Origin of the sequence: Lysobacter sp., from assembly GCA_013141175.1 — a bacterium.
Taxonomy (GTDB): Bacteria; Pseudomonadota; Gammaproteobacteria; order Xanthomonadales; family Xanthomonadaceae; genus Lysobacter_I.
This window is the reverse complement of sequence record JABFRN010000001.1, coordinates 1,111,176-1,132,053: the sequence shown is the minus strand read 5'-3', so window position 1 is coordinate 1,132,053 and position 20,878 is coordinate 1,111,176. Positions and strand designations below refer to the sequence as shown.

Here is a 20,878-nt window from a genome sequence, read left to right as displayed (position 1 = left end):
AGATCTGCCCGGATCGAATCCGCCCGGATCGGAATGGTGGATTGCGTGCTCATCACGGTGTGTCCATCAAAGCGCGGATGGCGTGGCCCGGCGCTCCCGGCTGCATGCCGGGGACCGCTGGGATGCGGGGGGTGGTGGCGGCTTGTCCGGCTTCGTCTCCTCTGCACGATACATGCCGATATGGTGACCCGCGTCTCGGACGGCGAGGGCGGGATGCGTCCTGAACTGTGAGATGATCGTCACGCACAGACCGCGACGGACTCTTGTCAATCGTGGTGTGCGGCGGGCAGTGGGACACTGTCGCGCAGGAGGGTTGGCGACTGCGGTGAGAGAAGCACGGAGAGTCAGGATGAAGCTTTCGCGAGAGTATGCGCATTCGGCTTTCGAGCAGCATGCGCGCCGGAACCCGGATGCCATGGCGGTGGCGTGCGGCGATGCGCGCGTGACCTATGGCGCGTTGGATGCAGGCGCCAACCGGTTGGCCCGTCACTTGCGGGCACTGGGCGTCGGCCCCGATGTTCCGGTGGCGGTCTGCATGGCGCGTTCGCCCGCATTGATCGAGTCGGTCCTTGCCGTACTGAAGGCCGGCGGCGCGTTCGTGCCACTGGATCCCGCCTACCCTCCCGATCGATTGGCATACATGCTGGCCGACGCGCGTCCCGTGGTCGTGATCACCGACGACGCCTGCCGGACGCTGATGCAAAGCGTGCTCGCGACGACAGAGACCGCACCGGTGGTGATCGATCGCGAAACCGATGCCGCATCGTGGGCGGAGCAGCCGGCAGAGGCGCCGACGCCGGAAACGACCGGGCTGACTGCCGAGCACCTGGCCTATGTGATCTACACCTCCGGTTCGACCGGCCGCCCCAAGGGCGTGATGGTGACGCATCGGGGTTTGCCGAACCTGCAGCGCGTCCAGGGCGAACTGTTCTCGGTGTCGCCCGAGAGCCGCGTACTGCAGTTCGCTTCTTTCAGTTTCGATGCCTGCGTCTTCGAATGGTCGATGGCGCTGAGTCATGGCGCCTCCCTGCATCTGGGGGCCGCCGGCGAAGTGTTGGCCGGCGAGACCCTGGCGATGCTGATCGCGCGCGAAGGCATCACCCATGCCACGCTGCCGCCGGTCGTGCTGTCCGGTTTGCGCGAGGACGCGCTCGATCCGGTCCAGGTCCTGGTCTGCGCGGGCGAAGCGCTGCCGCCGATGCAGGTGAAACGCTGGGGCGCCGGGAGGCGCATGTTCAATGCCTATGGCCCGACCGAAACCACCATCTGGTCGACCGTCCATGCCTGCGATCCGCAGGCGGCAGGCGCCACGGTGCCCATCGGCCGCGCCATCGACGGCCATCGCATCCATCTGCTGGGCGAACGAGGACGCTGCGTGGCGGCGGGCGAGGTCGGCGAGATACACATCGGCGGCATCGGCGTGGCGCGCGGTTACCTGCATCGTCCAGAACTCACGGCGGAACGCTTCGTCGACAGCCCGTTCGTCGCTGGCGACCGCCTGTATCGCACCGGCGATCTGGCCCGCGAACGTCCCGACGGAACATTGGAATATCTCGGCCGCAACGACTTCCAGGTGAAGGTCCGCGGCCATCGGATCGAGCTCGGCGAGATCGAGGCGGCGTTGGCGGCGTGCCATGGCATTGGCGAAGCGGTCGTGGTCGCGCGCGAAGACGCGCATGGCCAGAAACAGCTGGTCGCTTATTTCCGGGATCGCGACAGCGCCGCGCCATGCGCGGTCGACGTACTGCGCGCGACGGCCGCCGACGCGCTGCCGGCGTTCATGGTGCCGGCCGCCTATGTGCGGATGGCCGGATGGCCGCTCACGCCCAATGGCAAGCTCGATCGCAGGGCGCTGCCGGCACCCGATGCGGAAGCATTCGCAGTGCGCGCATTCGTTGCCCCGCAGGGCGAGAACGAGCGCGTGTTGGCTGCGATCTGGTCGGAACTGCTGGGCATCGAACGCATCGGTCGCGACGATGCGTTTCTCGCGCTAGGCGGCGATTCGCTGAAGACCATCCAGCTTGCGTCGCGCATCCACGAGCGCTTCGGATGCCGCGTCGCGGTGCCTGCGCTGTTCCGCGCGTCGATGCTGAGTGAGATGGCCGCGCTGGTCGCGGCTTCCGAAGCGGATGCGCATGGGGATGAGGTCGAGTCCGCGGGCGCGTCCTTCGACGCATGGCGCCCCCGGGAGGCGATGCCGGAACGCTGCCCGCTCTCGCATCAGCAGCACGGTCTGTGGCTGCTCGAAAAGCTCTCGCATACTTCGCTCGCCTACAACGCGCAGAGCGCGATCCACGTGCGCGGTCGGCTCGATCCCGCGTTGCTGCAGCGTGCGGTCGATGCGGTGATCGCACGCCACGAGATCTTCCGCACCAGTTTCCATGCCGACGGCAACGGCGAGCCCTACCAGGTGGTGCACCCGCGCGCCGAAGGCGTCCTGCGGCACGAAGTGTTGCCCCCGGATACCACCGATGCCGCGCTGTCGGCCATCGTCGACGCGCATGTCGCGCACCGTTTCGACCTGACGCGCCTGCCGCTGGTGCACCTGACCCTGCTCGAACGCAATGCAGGGGAATCGGTGCTGATCCATGTCGAACAGCATTACGTGCACGACGGATGGAGTGCGAACCTGTTCCTGCGCGAACTGCTCGCGGCCTACATCGCTTTTGCGGAAGACAGGATGCCGGCGCTGCCGCCGGTGCTGGCGCAATATCGCGATTATGTCCGCTGGCAGCGCAGCGACGATGCCGAACGCCGCTTCGCCGCGCATCTCGACTACTGGACGCGACAGCTGTCCGGCGCGCCGCTGAGCCTGCCGATGCAGACGGATCATCCGCGCCCGGCATCGCCGACGTATCGCGGCGAACAACTGCGCTTCGAAGCATCGCCGGAACTGTCTTCGCGCTTGCGCCGGTTCTGCGAGGCCGAAGGCGTCACGCTGTACGCCGCGCTGCAGTCGGTGTTCCAGATCGTATTGAAGACCTGGACCGGAAGCGACGATTTCCTGGTCGGTTCCGCGGTCGCCAATCGTCGCGCGCACAGATCCGAAGGCATGCTCGGCATGTTCGTGAATACGATCCCGGTGCGCTCGTGCGTGTCGGGAGATCCGAGCTTCCGCACGCTGTTGATGCGGACGATGGACACGCTGTCCGACGGCTACGAGCACGAGGAAGTGCCGTTCGAGCGCGTGGTGCGCGCGCTGCAGCCCGAGCGCGAGGTCGGCCGCAATCCGCTGTTCCAGGTCGCGTTCAGCGCGCACAACTCCGACGTGCCATCGCTGTGCGGGCCGGGTTTCGAGCTCAGCCTGTTCGAGGCGTACAGCAATCGCACCTCGAAATTCGATTTCGACGTGGTGATGATCCCCCGTGGTTTCGCGCATGCCGACAGCTTCACGTTGCTGTGGACGTATGCGCTCGATCTGTATCGGCGCGAGACCGTCGAACGCCTGCGCGACACCTTTCTGCTGCTGCTGCACCAGTGCCTCTCCGCGCCCGATGCGCCGCTGGGCGCCCTGCGCCTGCTGTCGGAACAGGAACAGGCGACGGCCGCCGGCGGCGATTGCGTGGCGGCCGATTACGATCTGGATCGCCCGGTCCACGCATGGTTCGAGCGGCATGCGGCGCTGTCGCCGCGCGCGCTGGCGGCGACCTGCGGAAACGATGCGATCGATTACGGCGATCTCAACGCGAACGCGAACCGTGCCGCGCATGCCTTGCGCGATCGCGGTGTCGGCCCGGGTGCGCTGGTCGGCATCTGCATGCAGCGTTCGATCGCATGGATCACCTCGGTGCTCGCGGTGATCAAGGCGGGTGGCGCGTATGTTCCGCTCGATCCGGCGTATCCCGGCGAACGCCTCCGCGACATGCTGGAGGACGCGCTCCCGGCGATCGTACTGGTCGACGCTGCCGGCCGGGATGCGGTGCGGCGCGCGATGACCGGCGCGGACGGCATGCCGACCCTGGTCGATGTGCCCGCGGACGCCGCGCAGTGGGCCGACCGGTCCGCCGCCGACCTCGCGCCGACCGCCATCGGCCTGACTTCTGCGGATCCGGCCTATGTCATCTATACCTCCGGTTCCACCGGCAAGCCCAAGGGCGTGCTGGTGCCCCATCGGGGCGCCGCCAACCTGCTGCAGGCGCAGGCCGATCTGTTCGATATCGCTCCCGACAGCCGGGTGCTGCAATTCGCGTCCTTCAGTTTCGACGCCTGTGTCTTCGAGTGGCTGATGGCCCTGTGTCACGGCGCGTCGTTGCGCATGCCGCCGCCGGATGTGGTGCTGGTCGGCGATGCGCTCGAGCGCTTCGTCGCCGAGGCCGGAATCACGCATTCGCTGTTGCCGCCGGTCGTCTTGTCGGCATTGCCGGAGACGGCGACGCTGAACAGCATGCGCGTGTTGATCTCCGGTGGCGAAGCGATGCCGCCGGCCCTGGTCAAGCGCTGGGCGACGGGCCGCAGATTGTTCAACGCCTACGGGCCGACCGAAGATTCGGTGGTATCCACCCTGCATCGCTGCGACGCCGATGACGGCAACGGTGCGACGGTGCCGATCGGCCGCAGCCTGCCGAACCATCGGGTCTATATTCTCGATGGACACCGTCGTCCCGTGCCGAAGGGCGTGGCGGGCGAGTTGCATGTGGGCGGTGTCGGGGTGGCGAACGGATATCTCAACCGCCCCGAGCTTACCGCCGAACGCTTCGTCGAGAATCCTTTCGTCGCTGGCGAGCGCATGTATCGTACCGGCGATGTCGTCCGTCGTCGGCACGACGGCGCGCTCGAATATCTCGGGCGCAACGATTTCCAGGTGAAGATCCGCGGTTACCGGATCGAACTGGGCGAAGTCGAGGCGGCGATGGCGGCCTGCGACGGGGTGCGCGATGCGATCGTGATCGCGCGCGAAGACACCCCCGGCCATCGACAGCTGGTCGCGTACTACCGGCCGCTCGATCCGCAGCGGGCGCCCACGCCCGAAAAATTGCGCAACGCGCTGTCGGCTGTGCTGGCGGATTACATGCTGCCTTCGGCCTATATCCCGCTGGACGCCTGGCCCACGACGCCGAACGGCAAGGTCGAGCGCAGGGCGCTGCCGGCGCCGCAGGGCGATGTCTACGCCGTGCGCGAGTACATCGCCCCGAGCACGCCGCTCGAGACCGCGCTCGCGCAGCTGTGGTCGGAACTCCTCGGCGTCGAAAAAATCGGTTTGCGCGACAACTTCTTCGAACTCGGCGGCTATTCGATTCTCGGGCTTCGGCTGGTGTCGGCGACCCGCGACACGTTCGGCGTCGACCTGTCGCTGCGCGAACTGTTCGATGGACCGACGATCGAGAAGATGCTCGAAGTGATCTACGCGAAAGTCGAAGAGGATGCGATGGACAGCGCTTGAGCGTCCGGTGCGCATCTTGGGAGAAGAGTTCCATTGCATCAGGAAAAGTGAACCCGGAAGTCGAGACTCGGACGGCTGTGCGGTCGGTCGCGAATCGGGAAAAAACGCGCGCTGCCTCGCATCGGACGGGTTTCGTCGTTTCCATGCGGGGTGGCGTTCTTGTTTTCGTCGATATCCGCGCCGAAGGATGCATGCCGCGCCGTGCGTCATGGTGGAAGATCGGCACTGAAGAAAAACGCCTCGTTGGCGAATGAAGAGTTCGAACATGGACAATATGCAACAGCGCATTGAAGGCCGCGACGCGAACGACGTCGCGCTCATCCACCGTTTTTTCGAGGCGCAGGCGGCGCGCGCTCCAGAGGCCTGCGCGATCGCCAGCGACGACGATGTCGTCGGCTATCGCCAGTGCAATGCCGCCGCCAATCGCCTGGCGCGCCATCTGCAGGCGCACGGCGTCGCGCCGGAACGCAATGTCGGCATCTGCATGGAACGCGGCACCGGCATGGTCGAGGCGGTGCTCGCGTCGCTCAAGGCGGGCGGCGCGTACGTGCCGATGGACCCTGCGTATCCCGAAGAACGGCTTCGCTACATGGTGTCCGATGCGATGCCCGTCGCGGTGCTGATCGATGCGCACGGCGGTCGCGTCCTGCGGCGCGCTTTGGCGGGGGTCGACAATCCGCCGCTGCTGATCGATATCGCCGGTGATTCGGCGCTGTGGGCGGAACTCCCGTCCGGCAACATCGAGTCCGGCGACGATGCCGACAGTGGCCGTCGTCGCGCGTATGTGATCTATACCTCCGGTTCCACCGGGCAGCCGAAAGGCGTCGAAGTCGAACATTCGGCGGTCGTCCACCTCTGGCGCGGACTCGACCGGATACTCCATCCGCACGGCGCGGCGCCCTTGCGCGCGGCGATGAACGCATCGCTGTCGTTCGATGTCTCGGTCCAGGGCTGGAGCCGTCTGCTCGGCGGCGATTGCGTCGTGATGATTCCGCAATCGGCGAAGCAGGATCCGGGCGAGCTGCTCGATCTGCTGGAGCGCCACCGCGTCGACCTGTTCGACTGCACGCCTTCGCAATTGGTGGGCATGATCGATGCGGGCCTGCTGCGGCGCCCGGCGCTGTCGTCGATGACGGTGGTGGTGGCCGGCGAAGCGATTCCGGCGTCGATGTGGCGCACGCTGGAATCCTGCGCAGGCATGCGCTTCTTCAATGCCTACGGCCCCACCGAAGCGACCGTGTATGCGACCGCGATGCTGATCAACGGCGCGGGCGATCCACCCAGGATCGGTGCGCCGCTTGCGGATGTCGGCATCGAGATCCTCGACACCGAGGGCCGCCGCTTGCCCGCAGGCGACTGCGGAGAAATCCACATCGGCGGCGCGGGGCTGGCGCGCGGTTATCTGGAGCGGCTTGAACTGACCGCCGAGCGTTTCCTCGAGGCGTCGGACACGCGGTCGCAGCGACTCTATCGGACCGGCGATCTTGGACGGTGGCTGGCGGACGGCACCATCGAATATCTCGGGCGCAACGATTTCCAGGTCAAGGTGCGCGGCTTCCGCATCGAGCTGGGCGAAATCGAAGCGACGCTCGGACGCCTCGAAGGCGTACGCGATGCGGTCGTGCTCGCGCGCGAGGACGCGCACGGCCAGAAGCAGCTTGTTGCCTACTATCGTGCCGAAAACGCGATGCCCGACGCTGCGGCGTTGCGCGCGGCGCTGGCCGGGTTGCTGCCCGATTTCATGGTGCCGGCGGCCTATGTCGCGATCGAAGCCTGGCCGCAGACGGTCAACGGCAAGCTCGATCGCGAAGCGCTGCCGCCGCCCGGTCCGGAGGCGTATCCGGCGCAGGCGTACATCCCGCCGCACGCCGGCACCGAGCAGGCGCTCGCCGACATGTGGTCGGAATTGCTGGAGGGGCGACGCATCGGCCGCGAAGACCAGTTCCTGCTGCTCGGCGGCGACTCGCTGCGCCTCATCCAGCTCGCGTCGCGCATCCGCCAGCGGTTCGGCGCGGCGCCGCCGATCCACGCGCTGTTCAAGCCGCAGACGCTGGCGGGGATGGCGGAGACGATCGATCTGTTGTCCGATGCGGCGCGCGACAATGCCGGGAACGACGAAGCGATGCGGGGATCGTTCGACGACTGGTCGCGCGATGACGCGTATCCCGAGCATGCGCCGCTGTCGTACCAGCAATACGGCCTGTGGCTGTTGGAGCAGCTGTCGTCCACTTCGATCGCATACAACGCCCAGAACGTCATCCGCATCCGCGGGCGGTTCGTGCCCGTAACCTTCGGGCGGGCGTTGGACATGCTGGCGCAACGCCATGAGATCCTGCGGACCACGTTCCACACCGGTCCCGGCGGCGAGCCCTACCAGCGCGTGCATCCGCAAGCGGTCGGCATGTTCGAGTACATCGAGGCGGATGGCGATCTCGATGAGCAGCGGCTGACGGAGATCGTAGAGTCGCACGTGCACCATCGCTTCGATCTGTCCGCGCTGCCGTTGGCCCGATTCTCGGTGGTCCGGCTGGCGCCGGACGATCATCTGCTGATCCAGGTCGAACAGCACTATGTGCACGACGGTTGGAGCATGAACCTGATCCTGCGCGAACTGCTGGCCATCTACGCTGCGTTCGAACGCGGCGGAGAGCCCGCGCTCGCCGCGCCCGCCGCGCAGTTCAGGGAGTACGCGCTGTGGCAGCGCAGCGAGATCGCGAGCGAACGCTTCCTGCGACAGGCGCGCTACTGGAAGCGCAAGCTGGCCGGGGCTGCGTTGCAGTTGCCGATGCCTGCCGATCATCCGCGCCCGGCAGTGCCGACCTATCGCGGCGGCCAACTCAGGGTCGAACTGTCGCCGCAGATCGTGGATCGCCTGCGCGCGTTCTGTCAGCACGAGGGGACGACGCTCTACGCCGTGATGCAGTCGGTGTTCCAGATGACGCTCTCGCGTTACGCCGGCAGCGACGACTTCCTGATCGGTTCGGCGGTGGCCAATCGCGTCGCGCGCAAGACCGAAAGCATGGTCGGCATGTTCGTGAACATGGTGCCGGTGCGCTGCGATCTTTCCGGCGACCCGACCTGGCGCGACTTCCTGGCGCGGGTCATGGTGGATCTGTCCGAAGCCTACGACCATCAGGAAGCGCCGTTCGAGTGGGTGGTGCGCGAATTGCAGCCGGAGCGCGATGCCGGCAGGAATCCGCTGTTCCAGGTGGCGTTCAGTTCGCACAACTCGAACGGACCGCAGCTGGCATGGCCCGAGTTCGAACTGGATATCCACGAGGTCTACAGCAACCGCACCTCGAAATTCGATTTCGACGTGGTGATGATTCCCCGTGGCCGCAGGGACCCGAACGGAATCACGATGCTGTGGTCCTACGCGCTCGACCTGTATCGCGACGACACCATCGAACGCCTGCGCGACACGTATCTGCGCCTGCTCGAACAATGCCTCGCGGCACCTGATGCGCGCTTGAGCGCGTTCGATCCGCTGTCGGAGGAGGAGCGCGCGGCGGCGCTCGACGGCGATCTCACCGCCGTCGACCACGATCTGGACCGACCCGCGCACGCATGGTTCGAGCAGCACGCCACGCGCTCGCCGCGCGCGCTCGCCGCGACCTGCGCCGGCGATGCTGTCGATTACGGCGATCTCAATGCCCGCGCCAACCGGCTCGCGCATGCGCTGCGATCGCGCGGCATCGGTCCCGGGCGGCTGGTCGGCATCTGCATGCAACGCTCGATCGCGTGGATCGTCTCGGTGCTGGCGGTGCTGAAGGCCGGCGGCGCGTACGTGCCGCTGGACCCCGCGTACCCCGATCAGCGCCTGGGCGACATGCTGCACGATGCCGATCCGGCCATCGTGCTGGTGGATGCCGTCGGTGGCGATGCGCTGGCGCGCGCGCTGGCGACACGCGGCGATGCGGCGCGGCCCAGGCTGGATATCGATGCGGACGCGGCGCAATGGGCGGGAGAATCCGCGCACGATCTCCAGGCGAGCGGGATCGGCCTGGCGTCGACGCATCCGGCGTATGTGATCTACACCTCGGGCTCGACCGGCAAGCCGAAAGGCGTGCTGGTGCCGCATCGCGGCGCCGCCAACCTGCTGCAGGCGCAGACGGCGCTTTTCGACATCGGCTCCGGGGACCGCGTGCTGCAGTTCGCGTCCTCCAGCTTCGATGCGTCCGTATTCGAATGGCTGCTGGCGTTGTCCCACGGCGCTTCGCTGCACATGCCGGCACCGGGGATGGTGCTGGTCGGCGATGCGCTCGAAGCGTTCGTCTCGACGTCCGGCATCACCCATGCGCTGTTGCCGCCGGTGCTGTTGTCGGCGCTGCCTGAGTCGGCGACGCTGCCCGGCCTGCGCGTGCTGATTTCCGGCGGCGAGGCGATGCCGCCTGCATTGGTGAGGCGATGGGCGCCCGGGCGCATGCTGTTCAACGCCTATGGCCCGACCGAGGATTCGGTGGTGTCCACCGTCCATCGCTGCGATCCTCAGGCGGATACCGGCGCGACCGTCCCGATCGGCCGGGGACTGCCCAACCACCGCACCTATGTTCTGGATGCGCATCGTCGTCCGGTGCCATCGGGTGTTCCGGGCGAGTTGCACGTCGGCGGCGCCGGCCTCGCGAATGGTTACCTCGATCGCCCGGAATTGACGGCCGACCGTTTCGTCGACAACCCGTTCATCGCCGGAGAACGTCTGTACCGGACCGGCGACATCGTGCGCCGACGCGTCGATGGCGCGCTGGAATATCTCGGCCGCAACGATTTCCAGGTGAAGATCCGCGGCTACCGGATCGAACTCGGCGAGATCGAAGCGAAGCTCGCCGCATGCGATGGCGTGCGCGAAGCGGTGGTGGTCGCACGCGAGGACATGCCCGGGCAGGCCATGCCCGGACAAGGCATCCCGGGGCAGAAGCGGCTCGTCGCTTATTTCCAGGCGCGCGATCCACGGCAGGAGATCGCCGTCGAGGCGCTGCGCGACGCGCTCGCCGCCGACCTCGCGGACTACATGTTGCCCTCCGCGTACGTGCGCCTGGACGACTGGCCGATGACGCCGAACGGCAAGATCGACCGCAAGGCGCTGCCGGCGCCGCGCGACGACGCGTTCGTGGCGCGCGAGTATGTCGCCCCGCGCACGCCGATCGAGGCGGCGTTCTCGGAACTCTGGTCGGAGCTGCTTGGCGTGGAGAGGATCGGAATACGCGATAATTTCTTCGAGCTCGGCGGACATTCGCTGCTGGCGACGCGACTGATGGCCGCGACCCGGGATGCCTTGGGCGTCGACCTGTCGTTGCGCGATCTGTTCGATGGCCCGACCATCGAACAGATGCTCGCGTTGATTTTCTCGCGGGCCGAGGAGGACGTGGTCGATCCGGCCTGAGCTTGCAGAAGGCACCGCCGGAATCGGGCGGTGTCCTGTTTTTCCGTTCGCGCACCGTAGAAACAAGAAAGCTGAAGGGAAACCGATGATGTTGTCCAGAGATGCCTTGAGTCAGATGACGCCGCAGCAACTTCGTGCCATCGGACGGAAGAAGCAGACGATGTCCGTGCTGCCTCGCGACGGCCGCGCACTGCCGGTATCGTTCGCGCAGCAGCGGCTGTGGTTCCTGTCGCAGATGGATGCGTCGAGCGACACGTACCACATCGCACAGGGCGTGGAGCTGGTCGGCACACTGGACCGTGCAGCGCTGCAGGGCGCGTTGGACCAAGTGGTGGTGCGTCACGAGAGCCTGCGCACGACCTTCGAGGCGGTGGACGGCGTGCCCTACCAGCGGATCGGCGCACCGACCGCCTTCGTGTTGCTGGAACACGACCTCGGCAATCTGGAGACGGCCGCACGGGAGATCGAATTGCAGCGGCTGCAAACGCTGGAGGCCAGTGCATCGTTCGATCTGGAACGCGGCCCGCTGCTGCGCGGCCGGTTGATCCGGCTGGCTGTTGATCGGCATGTGCTGCTGCTGACGATGCACCACATCGTGTCGGACGGCTGGTCGATGGCGGTGCTGTCGCGCGAGCTGGAAGCGCTGTATTCGGCGCGGGTGCGCGGCGAGGCGGACAACCTGCCCGAGTTGCTGGTGCAGTACGCGGACTATGCGGCGTGGCAGCGCGAGCGCCTGTCGGGCGATCGTCTCGCGCGCGCCAGCGCGTTCTGGCGGAAAGCGCTGCAGGGCGCACCGTCGTTGCTGGAACTGCCGACGGACCGCAAGCGGCCCGCGGAACAGGATTACCGGGGCGCGCTGCTGGACGTGCAGCTGGATGCGACGCTGACCTCGCAGCTGAAGGCCTTGAGCCTGGAGCACGGCGTGACGCTGTACATGACGCTGATGGCGGCGTGGTCGGTGGTGATGTCGCGGCTGTCGGGACAGACGGACGTGGTGGTGGGCACGCCGGTGGCGAACCGTGGCCGCAGAGAGGTGGAGGGATTGATCGGGTTCTTCGTGAACACGCTTCCGGTGCGCGTGGATCTGGAAGATGCGACGGTATCCGGCCTGATCGAACAGGTGAAGCAGCGGGTGCTGTCGGCGCAGGAGCACCAGGAACTGCCGTTCGAGCAGGTGGTGGAGGTGGTGAACCCGGCCCGCAGCCTTGGCTATGCGCCGATCTTCCAGACGATGTTCGCGTGGCAGAACATCCAATCGGACACGTTGCGGTTCGAGGAGCTGCAAACGCGATACCTGTCCATGCCGCACGCGGTCTCGACGTTCGACATGACCTTGAGTCTTGTCGAGACCGCGCAGTGCATCGAAGGCGCGATCGAGTATTCGACGACCCTGTTCGATGCGTCGACGATGCAGCGGTACATGAATCATCTGCGGCAGGTGCTGCGCGGAATGGTCGCGGACGCGAGCCAACCGGTGAGCCGCCTGCCGCTGATGGAAGAGGACGAGTACCGCGCGTTGGCGCATCCGCCGGTGGCGAGCGCATCGCTGGACCGCGCGGTGCCGATCCAGACCGGTTTCGAGCGCTGCGCGGCGGCGATGCCGCATGCAATGGCGGCGACCAGCGAAGGGCTGTCGCTGACATACGGCGAGCTCAATGCACGCGCGAACCGGCTGGCGCATTGGCTGCGCACGCAGGGCGTCGGGCCGGAGACGCTGGTGGCGATATGCATGTCGCGTTCGCCGCGCGTGCTGGAAGCGATGCTCGCCGTGCTGAAGGCCGGCGGTGGCTATCTGCCGCTGGATCCGGCCTCACCGGCGGAACGTCTGCGCGATGTCATCGACGACGCGCAGCCACGCGTCATCCTGATCGATGCCAGTGCACGTGCGGCGATGGCGGCCCTCCATGCCGGCCCGCGGGTGCTCGATCTCGATGCCGATGCGCAGCAATGGGATGCGCAGCCGGCGCACGATCCGACGCCGGAACAGACCGGCTTGAGGCCCGAGCACCTGGCCTATGTGATCTATACGTCGGGTTCGACCGGCAAGCCCAAGGGCGTGATGATCGAACACCGGCACATCGCCGCGATCCGCGCGGCATGGGCGGACATCGACGCGCTGCGCCCCGGCCTGGTGCATCTGCAGATGGCCAATATCGCCTTCGATGTATTCACCGCCGACTGGCTGCGCGCGCTGACGTTCGGCGGCACGCTGGCGATGTGTTCGCAGGCGCACTGGTCGGACAGCGCGGCGCTGTACCGTTTCATGCGGGCGCAGCGGGTGACGTTCGCGGATTTCGTTCCCGGCGCGCTCAACACCCTGATCGCGCATCTCGAGGAAGCCGGTGGCGACCTGGGTTTCATGGAGACGCTGCTGTGCGGTTCCGATCTCTGGACCCAGGACAGCGCCGAGCGGTTGCGCCGCCTGTGCGGCGACGGCGTCGGGATCGCCAATGCCTACGGTCTGACCGAGGCGGCCGTCGACAGTACGCGTTACCCCGTGTCCACGTTGCCGTTGCGCGCCTGCGACACGCTGCCGATCGGCAAGGCGATTCCCAACGTGGCGGTGTACGTGCTCGATGGGCAGCGCCAACCGTGTCCGGTGGGGGTGATCGGCGAGTTGTACATCGGCGGCGCCAGCGTCGCCCGTGGTTACCTCAACCGGCCGGAGCTGACCGCAGAGCGCTTCGTCGAGAATCCGTTCATGCCCGGCGAACGGCTGTACAAAACGGGCGACCTCGCACGACGTTTGTTGGACGGCAACCTGGAATATCTGGGACGCAACGATTTCCAGGTGAAGGTGCGGGGTTACCGGATCGAACTGGGCGAGATCGAAGCGAAGCTGGCCGCGCAGCCGGGCATCCGCGAAGCGGTGGTCCTGGCGCGTCAGGACGCGGCGGAGCAGTCCCCGCGACTCGTGGCGTACTACGAGTGCGATCGTCAGGGCGGTACGATGGTGGAAGTCCTGCGGGCCGCCTTGCGTGCGGCGCTGCCGGATTACATGGTGCCGACCGCGTTCGTCGAGATGACCGCCTGGCCGTTCACGGCGAACGGCAAGCTCGACCGCAGGGCGCTGCCGGCGCCGGAACGATCCGCCGGCGGCGGATCGACGCATGTGGCGCCGGAAGGTGCGGTTGAAGCCGGTCTTGCGAATATCTGGGCCCAACTGCTGGGCGTGGAGCGGGTAGGTCGTCACGACAATTTTTTCGAACTTGGCGGACATTCGCTGCTTGCGGTTCGACTGACCAGTGCGGCGCGCAAACAGCTCGGGCTCGAAATCGCGTTGACCGCGCTGTTCCAGTCGCCGACGGTCGCGGAACTGGCCGTGCGACTCAAAAAGAACGAGAACGAAAACGAAGCGGTGTCGGAAGGAGTTCCATCGATGGTGTCTAAAGAAATCTTGAGCCAGATGACGCCAGCGCAATTCCGCGCGCTGCGTCGCCAGGGTCAATCGATCCAGCCGCAGCCGCGTGATGGCCGTGAAATACCGGTGTCGTTCGCGCAGCAGAGGCTGTGGTTCCTGTCGCAGATGGACGCATCGAGCGATGCCTACCACATCGCATTGGGCGTGGAGCTGACCGGCACCCTGGACCGTGCAGCGCTGCAGGGCGCGTTGGACCAGCTGGTGGCGCGTCACGAGAGCCTGCGCACGACCTTCGAGGCGGTGGACGGCGTGCCGTACCAGCGGATCGGCGCGCCGACCGCATTCGCGTTGATCGAACACGACCTGGGCGGTCTGGACAGCGCGGCGCAGCCGCGCGAGCTGGGCGCGCTGCAAATGCTGGAGACCACCACCTCGTTCGATCTCCAGCGCGGCCCGCTGCTGCGCGGCCGGTTGATCCGGCTGGCTGTTGATCGGCATGTGCTGCTGCTGACGATGCACCACATCGTGTCGGACGGCTGGTCGATGGCGGTGCTGTCTCGCGAACTGGAAGCGCTGTATTCGGCGCGGGTGCGCGGCGAGGCGGACACCCTGCCGGCGCTGCCGGTGCAGTACGCGGACTATGCGATGTGGCAGCGCGAGCGCCTGTCGGGCGATCGTCTCGCGCGCGCGAGCGCGTTCTGGCGGGAAGCGCTGCAGGGCGCACCGTCGTTGCTGGAACTGCCGACGGACCGCAAGCGGCCCGCGGAACAGGATTACCGTGGCGCGCTGCTGGACGTGCAGCTGGACGCGGCGCTGACGCAGACGTTGAAGGCCTTGAGCCTGAAGCATGGCGGGACGCTGTACATGACGCTGATGGCGGCATGGGCGGTAGTGCTGTCGCGGCTGTCGGGACAGACGGATGTGGTGGTGGGCACGCCGGTGGCGAACCGTGGCCGCAGCGAAGTGGAGGGATTGATCGGGTTCTTCGTGAACACGCTGGCGGTGCGCGTGGATCTGCAGGACGATCCGACGGCGTCGGCGCTGATCGAACAGGTGAAGCAGCGGGTGCTGTCGGCGCAGGAGCACCAGGAGCTGCCGTTCGAGCAGGTGGTGGAGGTGGTGAACCCGGCGCGCAGCCTGGCGTACGCGCCGATCTTCCAGACCGCCTTCGCATGGCAGAACAACGCGTCCGGCGATCTTCAGTTCGAAGGACTGGCGGCGAGACATCTGGAGTCGCCGCACGCGGTGTCGAAATTCGACCTGACCCTGAGCCTGGGCGAGTCGGCGGACGGTGGCATCGAAGGCGCAGTGGAGTATTCGACGACGCTGTTCGATACGGCGACGGTGCAGCGGTACGCGGGATACCTGCAGCAGGTGCTGCGCGGGATGGCGTTGGACATCCAGCAGCCGGTGAACCGGCTGCCGCTGATGGACGCGGACGAATATCGCCAAGTGACGGTGGACTGGAATGCGACCGCGCGCGACTTCGGCCCGTGGCAACCGGTGCATGCGTCGGTGGAAGCGCACGCGGCAGTGGCGCCGAACGCCGAAGCGGTGACCTGCGGCGAACAGGTGCTGGACTACGCCACGCTCAATGCCGGCGCGAATCGTCTGGCGCACTGGCTGCGCGGCCGGGGCGTGGGTGCGGAGACGCTGGTGGCGATCTGCGTGCAGCGTTCGGTGTGGGCGATCGAAGCGGTGCTGGGGATCATGAAGTCGGGCGGCGCGTACGTGCCGGTGGACCCGGCGTATCCGCAGGAGCGGATGGCGGAGATGCTGGGCGACGCGCGACCGGCGCTGGTGCTGACGGACGCGGCGAGCCGCCGGTCGCTGGACGAGGCGCTGGCGCGGATCGATGGCGTCGCGCCGCAGGTGTTCGAGATCGACGGCGATCGCGGCCAGTGGTCGGAGGTGTCATCGGCGAATCCGTCGCTGGAGGAGACCGGTCTGACCGCCGAGCATCTGGCGTACGTGATCTACACGTCGGGCTCGACGGGCAAACCCAAGGGCGTGATGTCGCGGCATGGCGGTCCGACGGCGCTGATGCATGCGCTGCGCGAGCCGCTGGGGCTGTCGGCGCAGACGCGGGTGCTGCAGTTCTCGTCGTTCAGTTTCGACGCATTCGTGCTGGAGTGGGTGATGGCGTTCGGAGCGGGGGGTTCGCTGCATCTGGGCGCGCCGGGCGATCTGCTGCTGGGCGAGTCGCTGGAGGCGCTGGTGGCGCGGCAGCGGATCACGCACAGCTTCCTCACGCCGGGGGTGCTGTCGTCGCTGCCGGAGACGGTGGGTCTGGGCACGTTGCGCACGCTGATGTGCGGCGGCGAAGCGGTGCCGCCGGGCTTGCTGCGGCGCTGGAATCGCGATCGCCGCTTCATCAACGGCTATGGTCCGACCGAGACCACCGCGATCAGCATCACCTACCTGTGTCCATCGGATCTGGACGCGGCGGAGACGATCCCGCTGGGCCGCCCGGTGGCGAACGAGCAGGTGTACATCCTGGACCGGAACCTGCAGCCGGTGCCGACCGGCGTGATCGGCGAGCTGTACATCGGCGGCGCGGGCGTGGCGCGCGGTTACCTGCATCGTCCGGAGATCACGGCGGAACGTTTCATCGACAGCCCGTTCGCGGCCGGCGGTCGTCTGTACCGCACCGGCGATCTGGGCTGCTGGCGCAGCGATGGGTTGATCGAATACCGCGGTCGCAACGACTTCCAGGTGAAGATCCGGGGTTACCGGATCGAACTGGGCGAGATCGAAGCGAAGCTGGCGGCGCTGCCGGGCGTGAAGGAAGCGGTGGTGCTGGCGCGACAGGACGTGGCGGACCAGCCGGCGCGACTGGTGGCGTACTACGAATGCGCAGAGGAAGGCGCAACGACGGCGGATGCGCTGCGTTCGGAGCTGCAGGCGCAGCTGCAGGATTACATGGTGCCGACCGCGTACGTGGAAGTGCGCGCATGGCCGCTGACGAGCAACGGCAAGCTCGACCGCAAGGCGCTGCCCGCGCCGGAGGGCGACGCGCACGGCGGACGTGCGGAATACGAGCCGCCATCCACGCCGGTCGAAGAGATCATCGCCGGCATCTGGGCGCAGATGCTCGGAGTCGACCGGGTCGGCCGCCGCGACAATTTCTTCGAGCTCGGCGGCCACTCGCTGCTGGGCATGCGTTTGATCACGCGCGTGCGCAAGCAGATGGGATTGGAGATCGCGCTCAACGCGCTGTTCTCGTCGCCGACGCTCGCCGCGTTCGCAGCGCAGGCGCATGTCGCCGAGGACGATGCGATTCCGCAGGCCGACCGGCGCAATGCGCTCGCCTCTTTTGCGCAGCAGCGGCTGTGGTTCCTGTCGCAGATGAGCGAAGTCAGCGATGCGTACCACATCGCCGAAGGCGTGGAACTGATCGGGGCATTGGACCGCGCGGCGTTGCAGGGCGCGTTGGACCAGATGGTGGCGCGTCACGAGAGCCTGCGCACGACCTTCGAGGCGGTGGACGGCGTGCCGTACCAGCGGATCGGCGCGCCGACCGCATTCGCATTGCTCGAACACGATCTGGGCGCTCTGGACAGCGCGGCGCAGCCGCGCGAGCTGGGCGCGCTGCAAATGCTGGAGACCACCACCTCGTTCGATCTTCAGCGCGGCCCGCTGCTGCGCGGCCGGTTGATCCGGCTGGCTGCGGAGCGTCACGTGCTGCTGCTGACGATGCACCACATCGTGTCGGACGGCTGGTCGATGGCGGTGCTGTCTCGCGAACTGGAAGCGCTGTATTCGGCGCGGGTGCGCGGCGAGGCGGACACCCTGCCGGCGCTGCCGGTGCAGTACGCGGACTATGCGATGTGGCAGCGCGAGCGCCTGTCGGGCGATCGTCTCGCGCGCGCGAGCGCGTTCTGGCGGGAAGCGCTGCAGGGCGCACCGTCGTTGCTGGAACTGCCGACGGACCGCAAGCGGCCCGCGGAACAGGATTACCGCGGTGCGCTGCTGGACGTGCAACTGGACGCGGCGCTGACGCAGACGTTGAAGGCCTTGAGCCTGAAGCATGGCGGGACGCTGTACATGACGCTGATGGCGGCATGGGCGGTGGTGCTGTCGCGGCTGTCGGGACAGACGGATGTGGTGGTGGGCACGCCGGTGGCGAACCGTGGCCGCAGCGAAGTGGAGGGATTGATCGGGTTCTTCGTGAACACGCTGGCGGTGCGCGTGGATCTGCAGGACGATCCGACGGCGTCGGCGCTGATCGAACAGGTGAAGCAGCGGGTGCTGTCGGCGCAGGAGCATCAGGAGCTGCCGTTCGAGCAGGTGGTGGAGGTGGTGAACCCGGCGCGCAGCCTGGCGTACGCGCCGATCTTCCAGACCGCCTTCGCATGGCAGAACAACGAATCGGGCGACTTGCGATTCGCGGATCTGGAGGCGCGTCGTCTGCGCCTGCCGCACGCGGTGTCGAAATTCGACCTGACCCTGAGCCTGGGCGAGTCGGCGGACGGTGGCATCGAAGGCGCGGTGGAGTATTCGACGACGCTGTTCGATACGGCGACGGTGCAGCGGTACGCGGGATACCTGCAGCAGGTGCTGCGCGGGATGGCGTTGGACATCCAGCAGCCGGTGAACCGGCTGCCGCTGATGGACGCGGACGAATATCGCCAAGTGACGGTGGACTGGAATGCGACCGCGCGCGACTTCGGCACGTGGCAACCGGTGCATGCGTCGGTGGAAGCGCACGCGGCAGTGGCGCCGAACGCCGAAGCGGTGACCTGCGGCGAACAGGTGCTGGACTACGCCACGCTCAATGCCGGCGCGAATCGTCTTGCGCACTGGCTGCGCGGCCGGGGCGTGGGTGCGGAGACGCTGGTGGCGATCTGCGTGCAGCGTTCGGTGTGGGCGATCGAAGCGGTGCTGGGGATCATGAAGTCGGGCGGCGCGTACGTGCCGGTGGACCCGGCGTATCCGCAGGAGCGGATGGCGGAGATGCTGGGCGACGCGCGACCGGCGCTGGTGCTGACGGACGCGGCGAGCCGCCGGTCGCTGGACGAGGCGCTGGCGCGGATCGATGGCGTCGCGCCGCCGGTGTTCGAGATCGACGGCGATCGCGGCCAGTGGTCGGAGGTGTCATCGGCGAATCCGTCGCTGGAGGAGACCGGTCTGACCGCCGAGCATCTGGCGTACGTGATCTACACGTCGGGCTCGACGGGCAAACCCAAGGGCGTGATGTCGCGGCATGGCAGTCCGACGGCGCTGATGCATGCGCTGCGCGAGCCGCTGGGGCTGTCGGCGCAGACGCGGGTGCTGCAGTTCTCGTCGTTCAGTTTCGACGCATTCGTGCTGGAGTGGGTGATGGCGTTCGGAGCGGGGGGTTCGCTGCATCTGGGCGCGCCGGGCGATCTGCTGCTGGGCGAGTCGCTGGAGGCGCTGGTGGCGCGGCAGCGGACCACGCATTGCTTCCTCACGCCTGCATTGCTGTCGTCCATGCCGGAGAACGCGACGCTCGCGGCCATGCATACGATCACCTGCGGCGGCGAAACCGTACCCCCGGCGCTGTTGCAGCGCTGGAATCGCGATCGGCGGTTCTTCAACGTCTACGGCCCGACCGAGACCACCGCGATCAGCATCACCTACCTGTGTCCACCGGACCTCGATGCGGCGGACACGATTCCGATCGGCCGGCCGCTGACCAACGAGCAGGTGTATATCCTGGATCGCGATCTGCAGCCGGTGCCGACCGGCGTGATCGGCGAGCTGTACATCGGCGGCGCGGGCGTGGCGCGCGGTTACCTGCATCGTCCGGAGATCACGGCGGAGCGTTTCATCGACAGCCCGTTCGCGGCCGGCGGTCGTCTGTACCGCACCGGCGATCTGGGCTGCTGGCGCAGCGATGGACTGATCGAATACCGCGGTCGCAACGACTTCCAGGTGAAGATCCGCGGTTACCGGATCGAACTGGGCGAGATCGAAGCGAAGCTGGCGGCGCTGCCGGGCGTGAAGGAAGCCGCTGTGATGGCGCGCGAAGACGCGTCGGGAAACAAGCAACTGGTGGCGTACATCCTCCAGGACGATGCGACCGAAACGGGCGTGGAGGCATTGCGCGGGCAACTGCAGACGCAACTGCCCGACTACATGGTTCCGACGGCATTCGTGAAGATGGCGGCCTGGCCGCTGACGAGCAACGGCAAGCTGGACCGCAAGGCGCTGCCCGCGCCGGATGCCGCGACCCTGTCGAGCGGCCGGCCCTACGTCGCGCCGCGCACGCCGATCGAAGAAGTGCTGGCCGTCATCTGGATCGAGCTGCTCGGCGTCGAACGCGTCGGCATCCACGACAACTTCTTCGATCTCGGCGGCCACTCGCTGATGGCGATGCGTCTGATCGCAGCGGTGCGCGACACCCTGGGCATCGTGCTGCCGCTGAAGACCTTCTTCGAATCGCCGACCATCGAGCACATGGGACACAGCCTGCTGCCCGACGAAGTCGAAGATGTGGACCCGCAGACGCCGACGTTGCACTGATCGCCATGTGGCAGACGTATGTAGCGCGTGCCCGTTCTGTCCGCCAGCGCGTTCGCGAAACGGATGTTGCGCAGGGGTGATTCGACGATCATATAGTCGGTGGCGGTCGTGATGCTGCGGGCCGTGGATGCGGATCGCGTTGCCTGTCGCGGCCCGGGCTGGCGCAGCGATCGACCTGCAGTTGCTCCTGCGCAAGGACAGCCAAGAGCGGACCAGGATTTCACCGACCGGATCCGCAGATCCGATCTCCAGAAAAGCGGCGCGTTCG

At 67.1% G+C, this 20,878-nt stretch carries 3 protein-coding genes; all 3 read left to right on the top strand.

The features are described 5' to 3' along the window. The first annotated feature begins 349 nt into the window (after window positions 1-349). The 3 genes from HOP03_05140 (at window position 350) to HOP03_05130 (ending at window position 20,610) form a co-directional block, all read left to right on the top strand. Window positions 350-5,380, top strand: coding sequence for an amino acid adenylation domain-containing protein (locus tag HOP03_05140; GenBank protein ID NOT87548.1), 5,031 nt, complete (start codon window positions 350-352; stop codon window positions 5,378-5,380). A 265-nt stretch (window positions 5,381-5,645) separates the two neighbouring features. Beyond that, entirely contained in the window at window positions 5,646-10,760 is a 5,115-nt protein-coding gene (locus tag HOP03_05135) for an amino acid adenylation domain-containing protein (GenBank protein NOT87547.1), read from the top strand. Between the two features lie 160 nt (window positions 10,761-10,920). Further along, a complete protein-coding gene (locus HOP03_05130; GenBank protein ID NOT87546.1) occupies window positions 10,921-20,610 on the top strand; it encodes an amino acid adenylation domain-containing protein in 9,690 nt (3,229 codons plus the stop codon). Window positions 20,611-20,878: the final 268 nt, after the last annotated feature.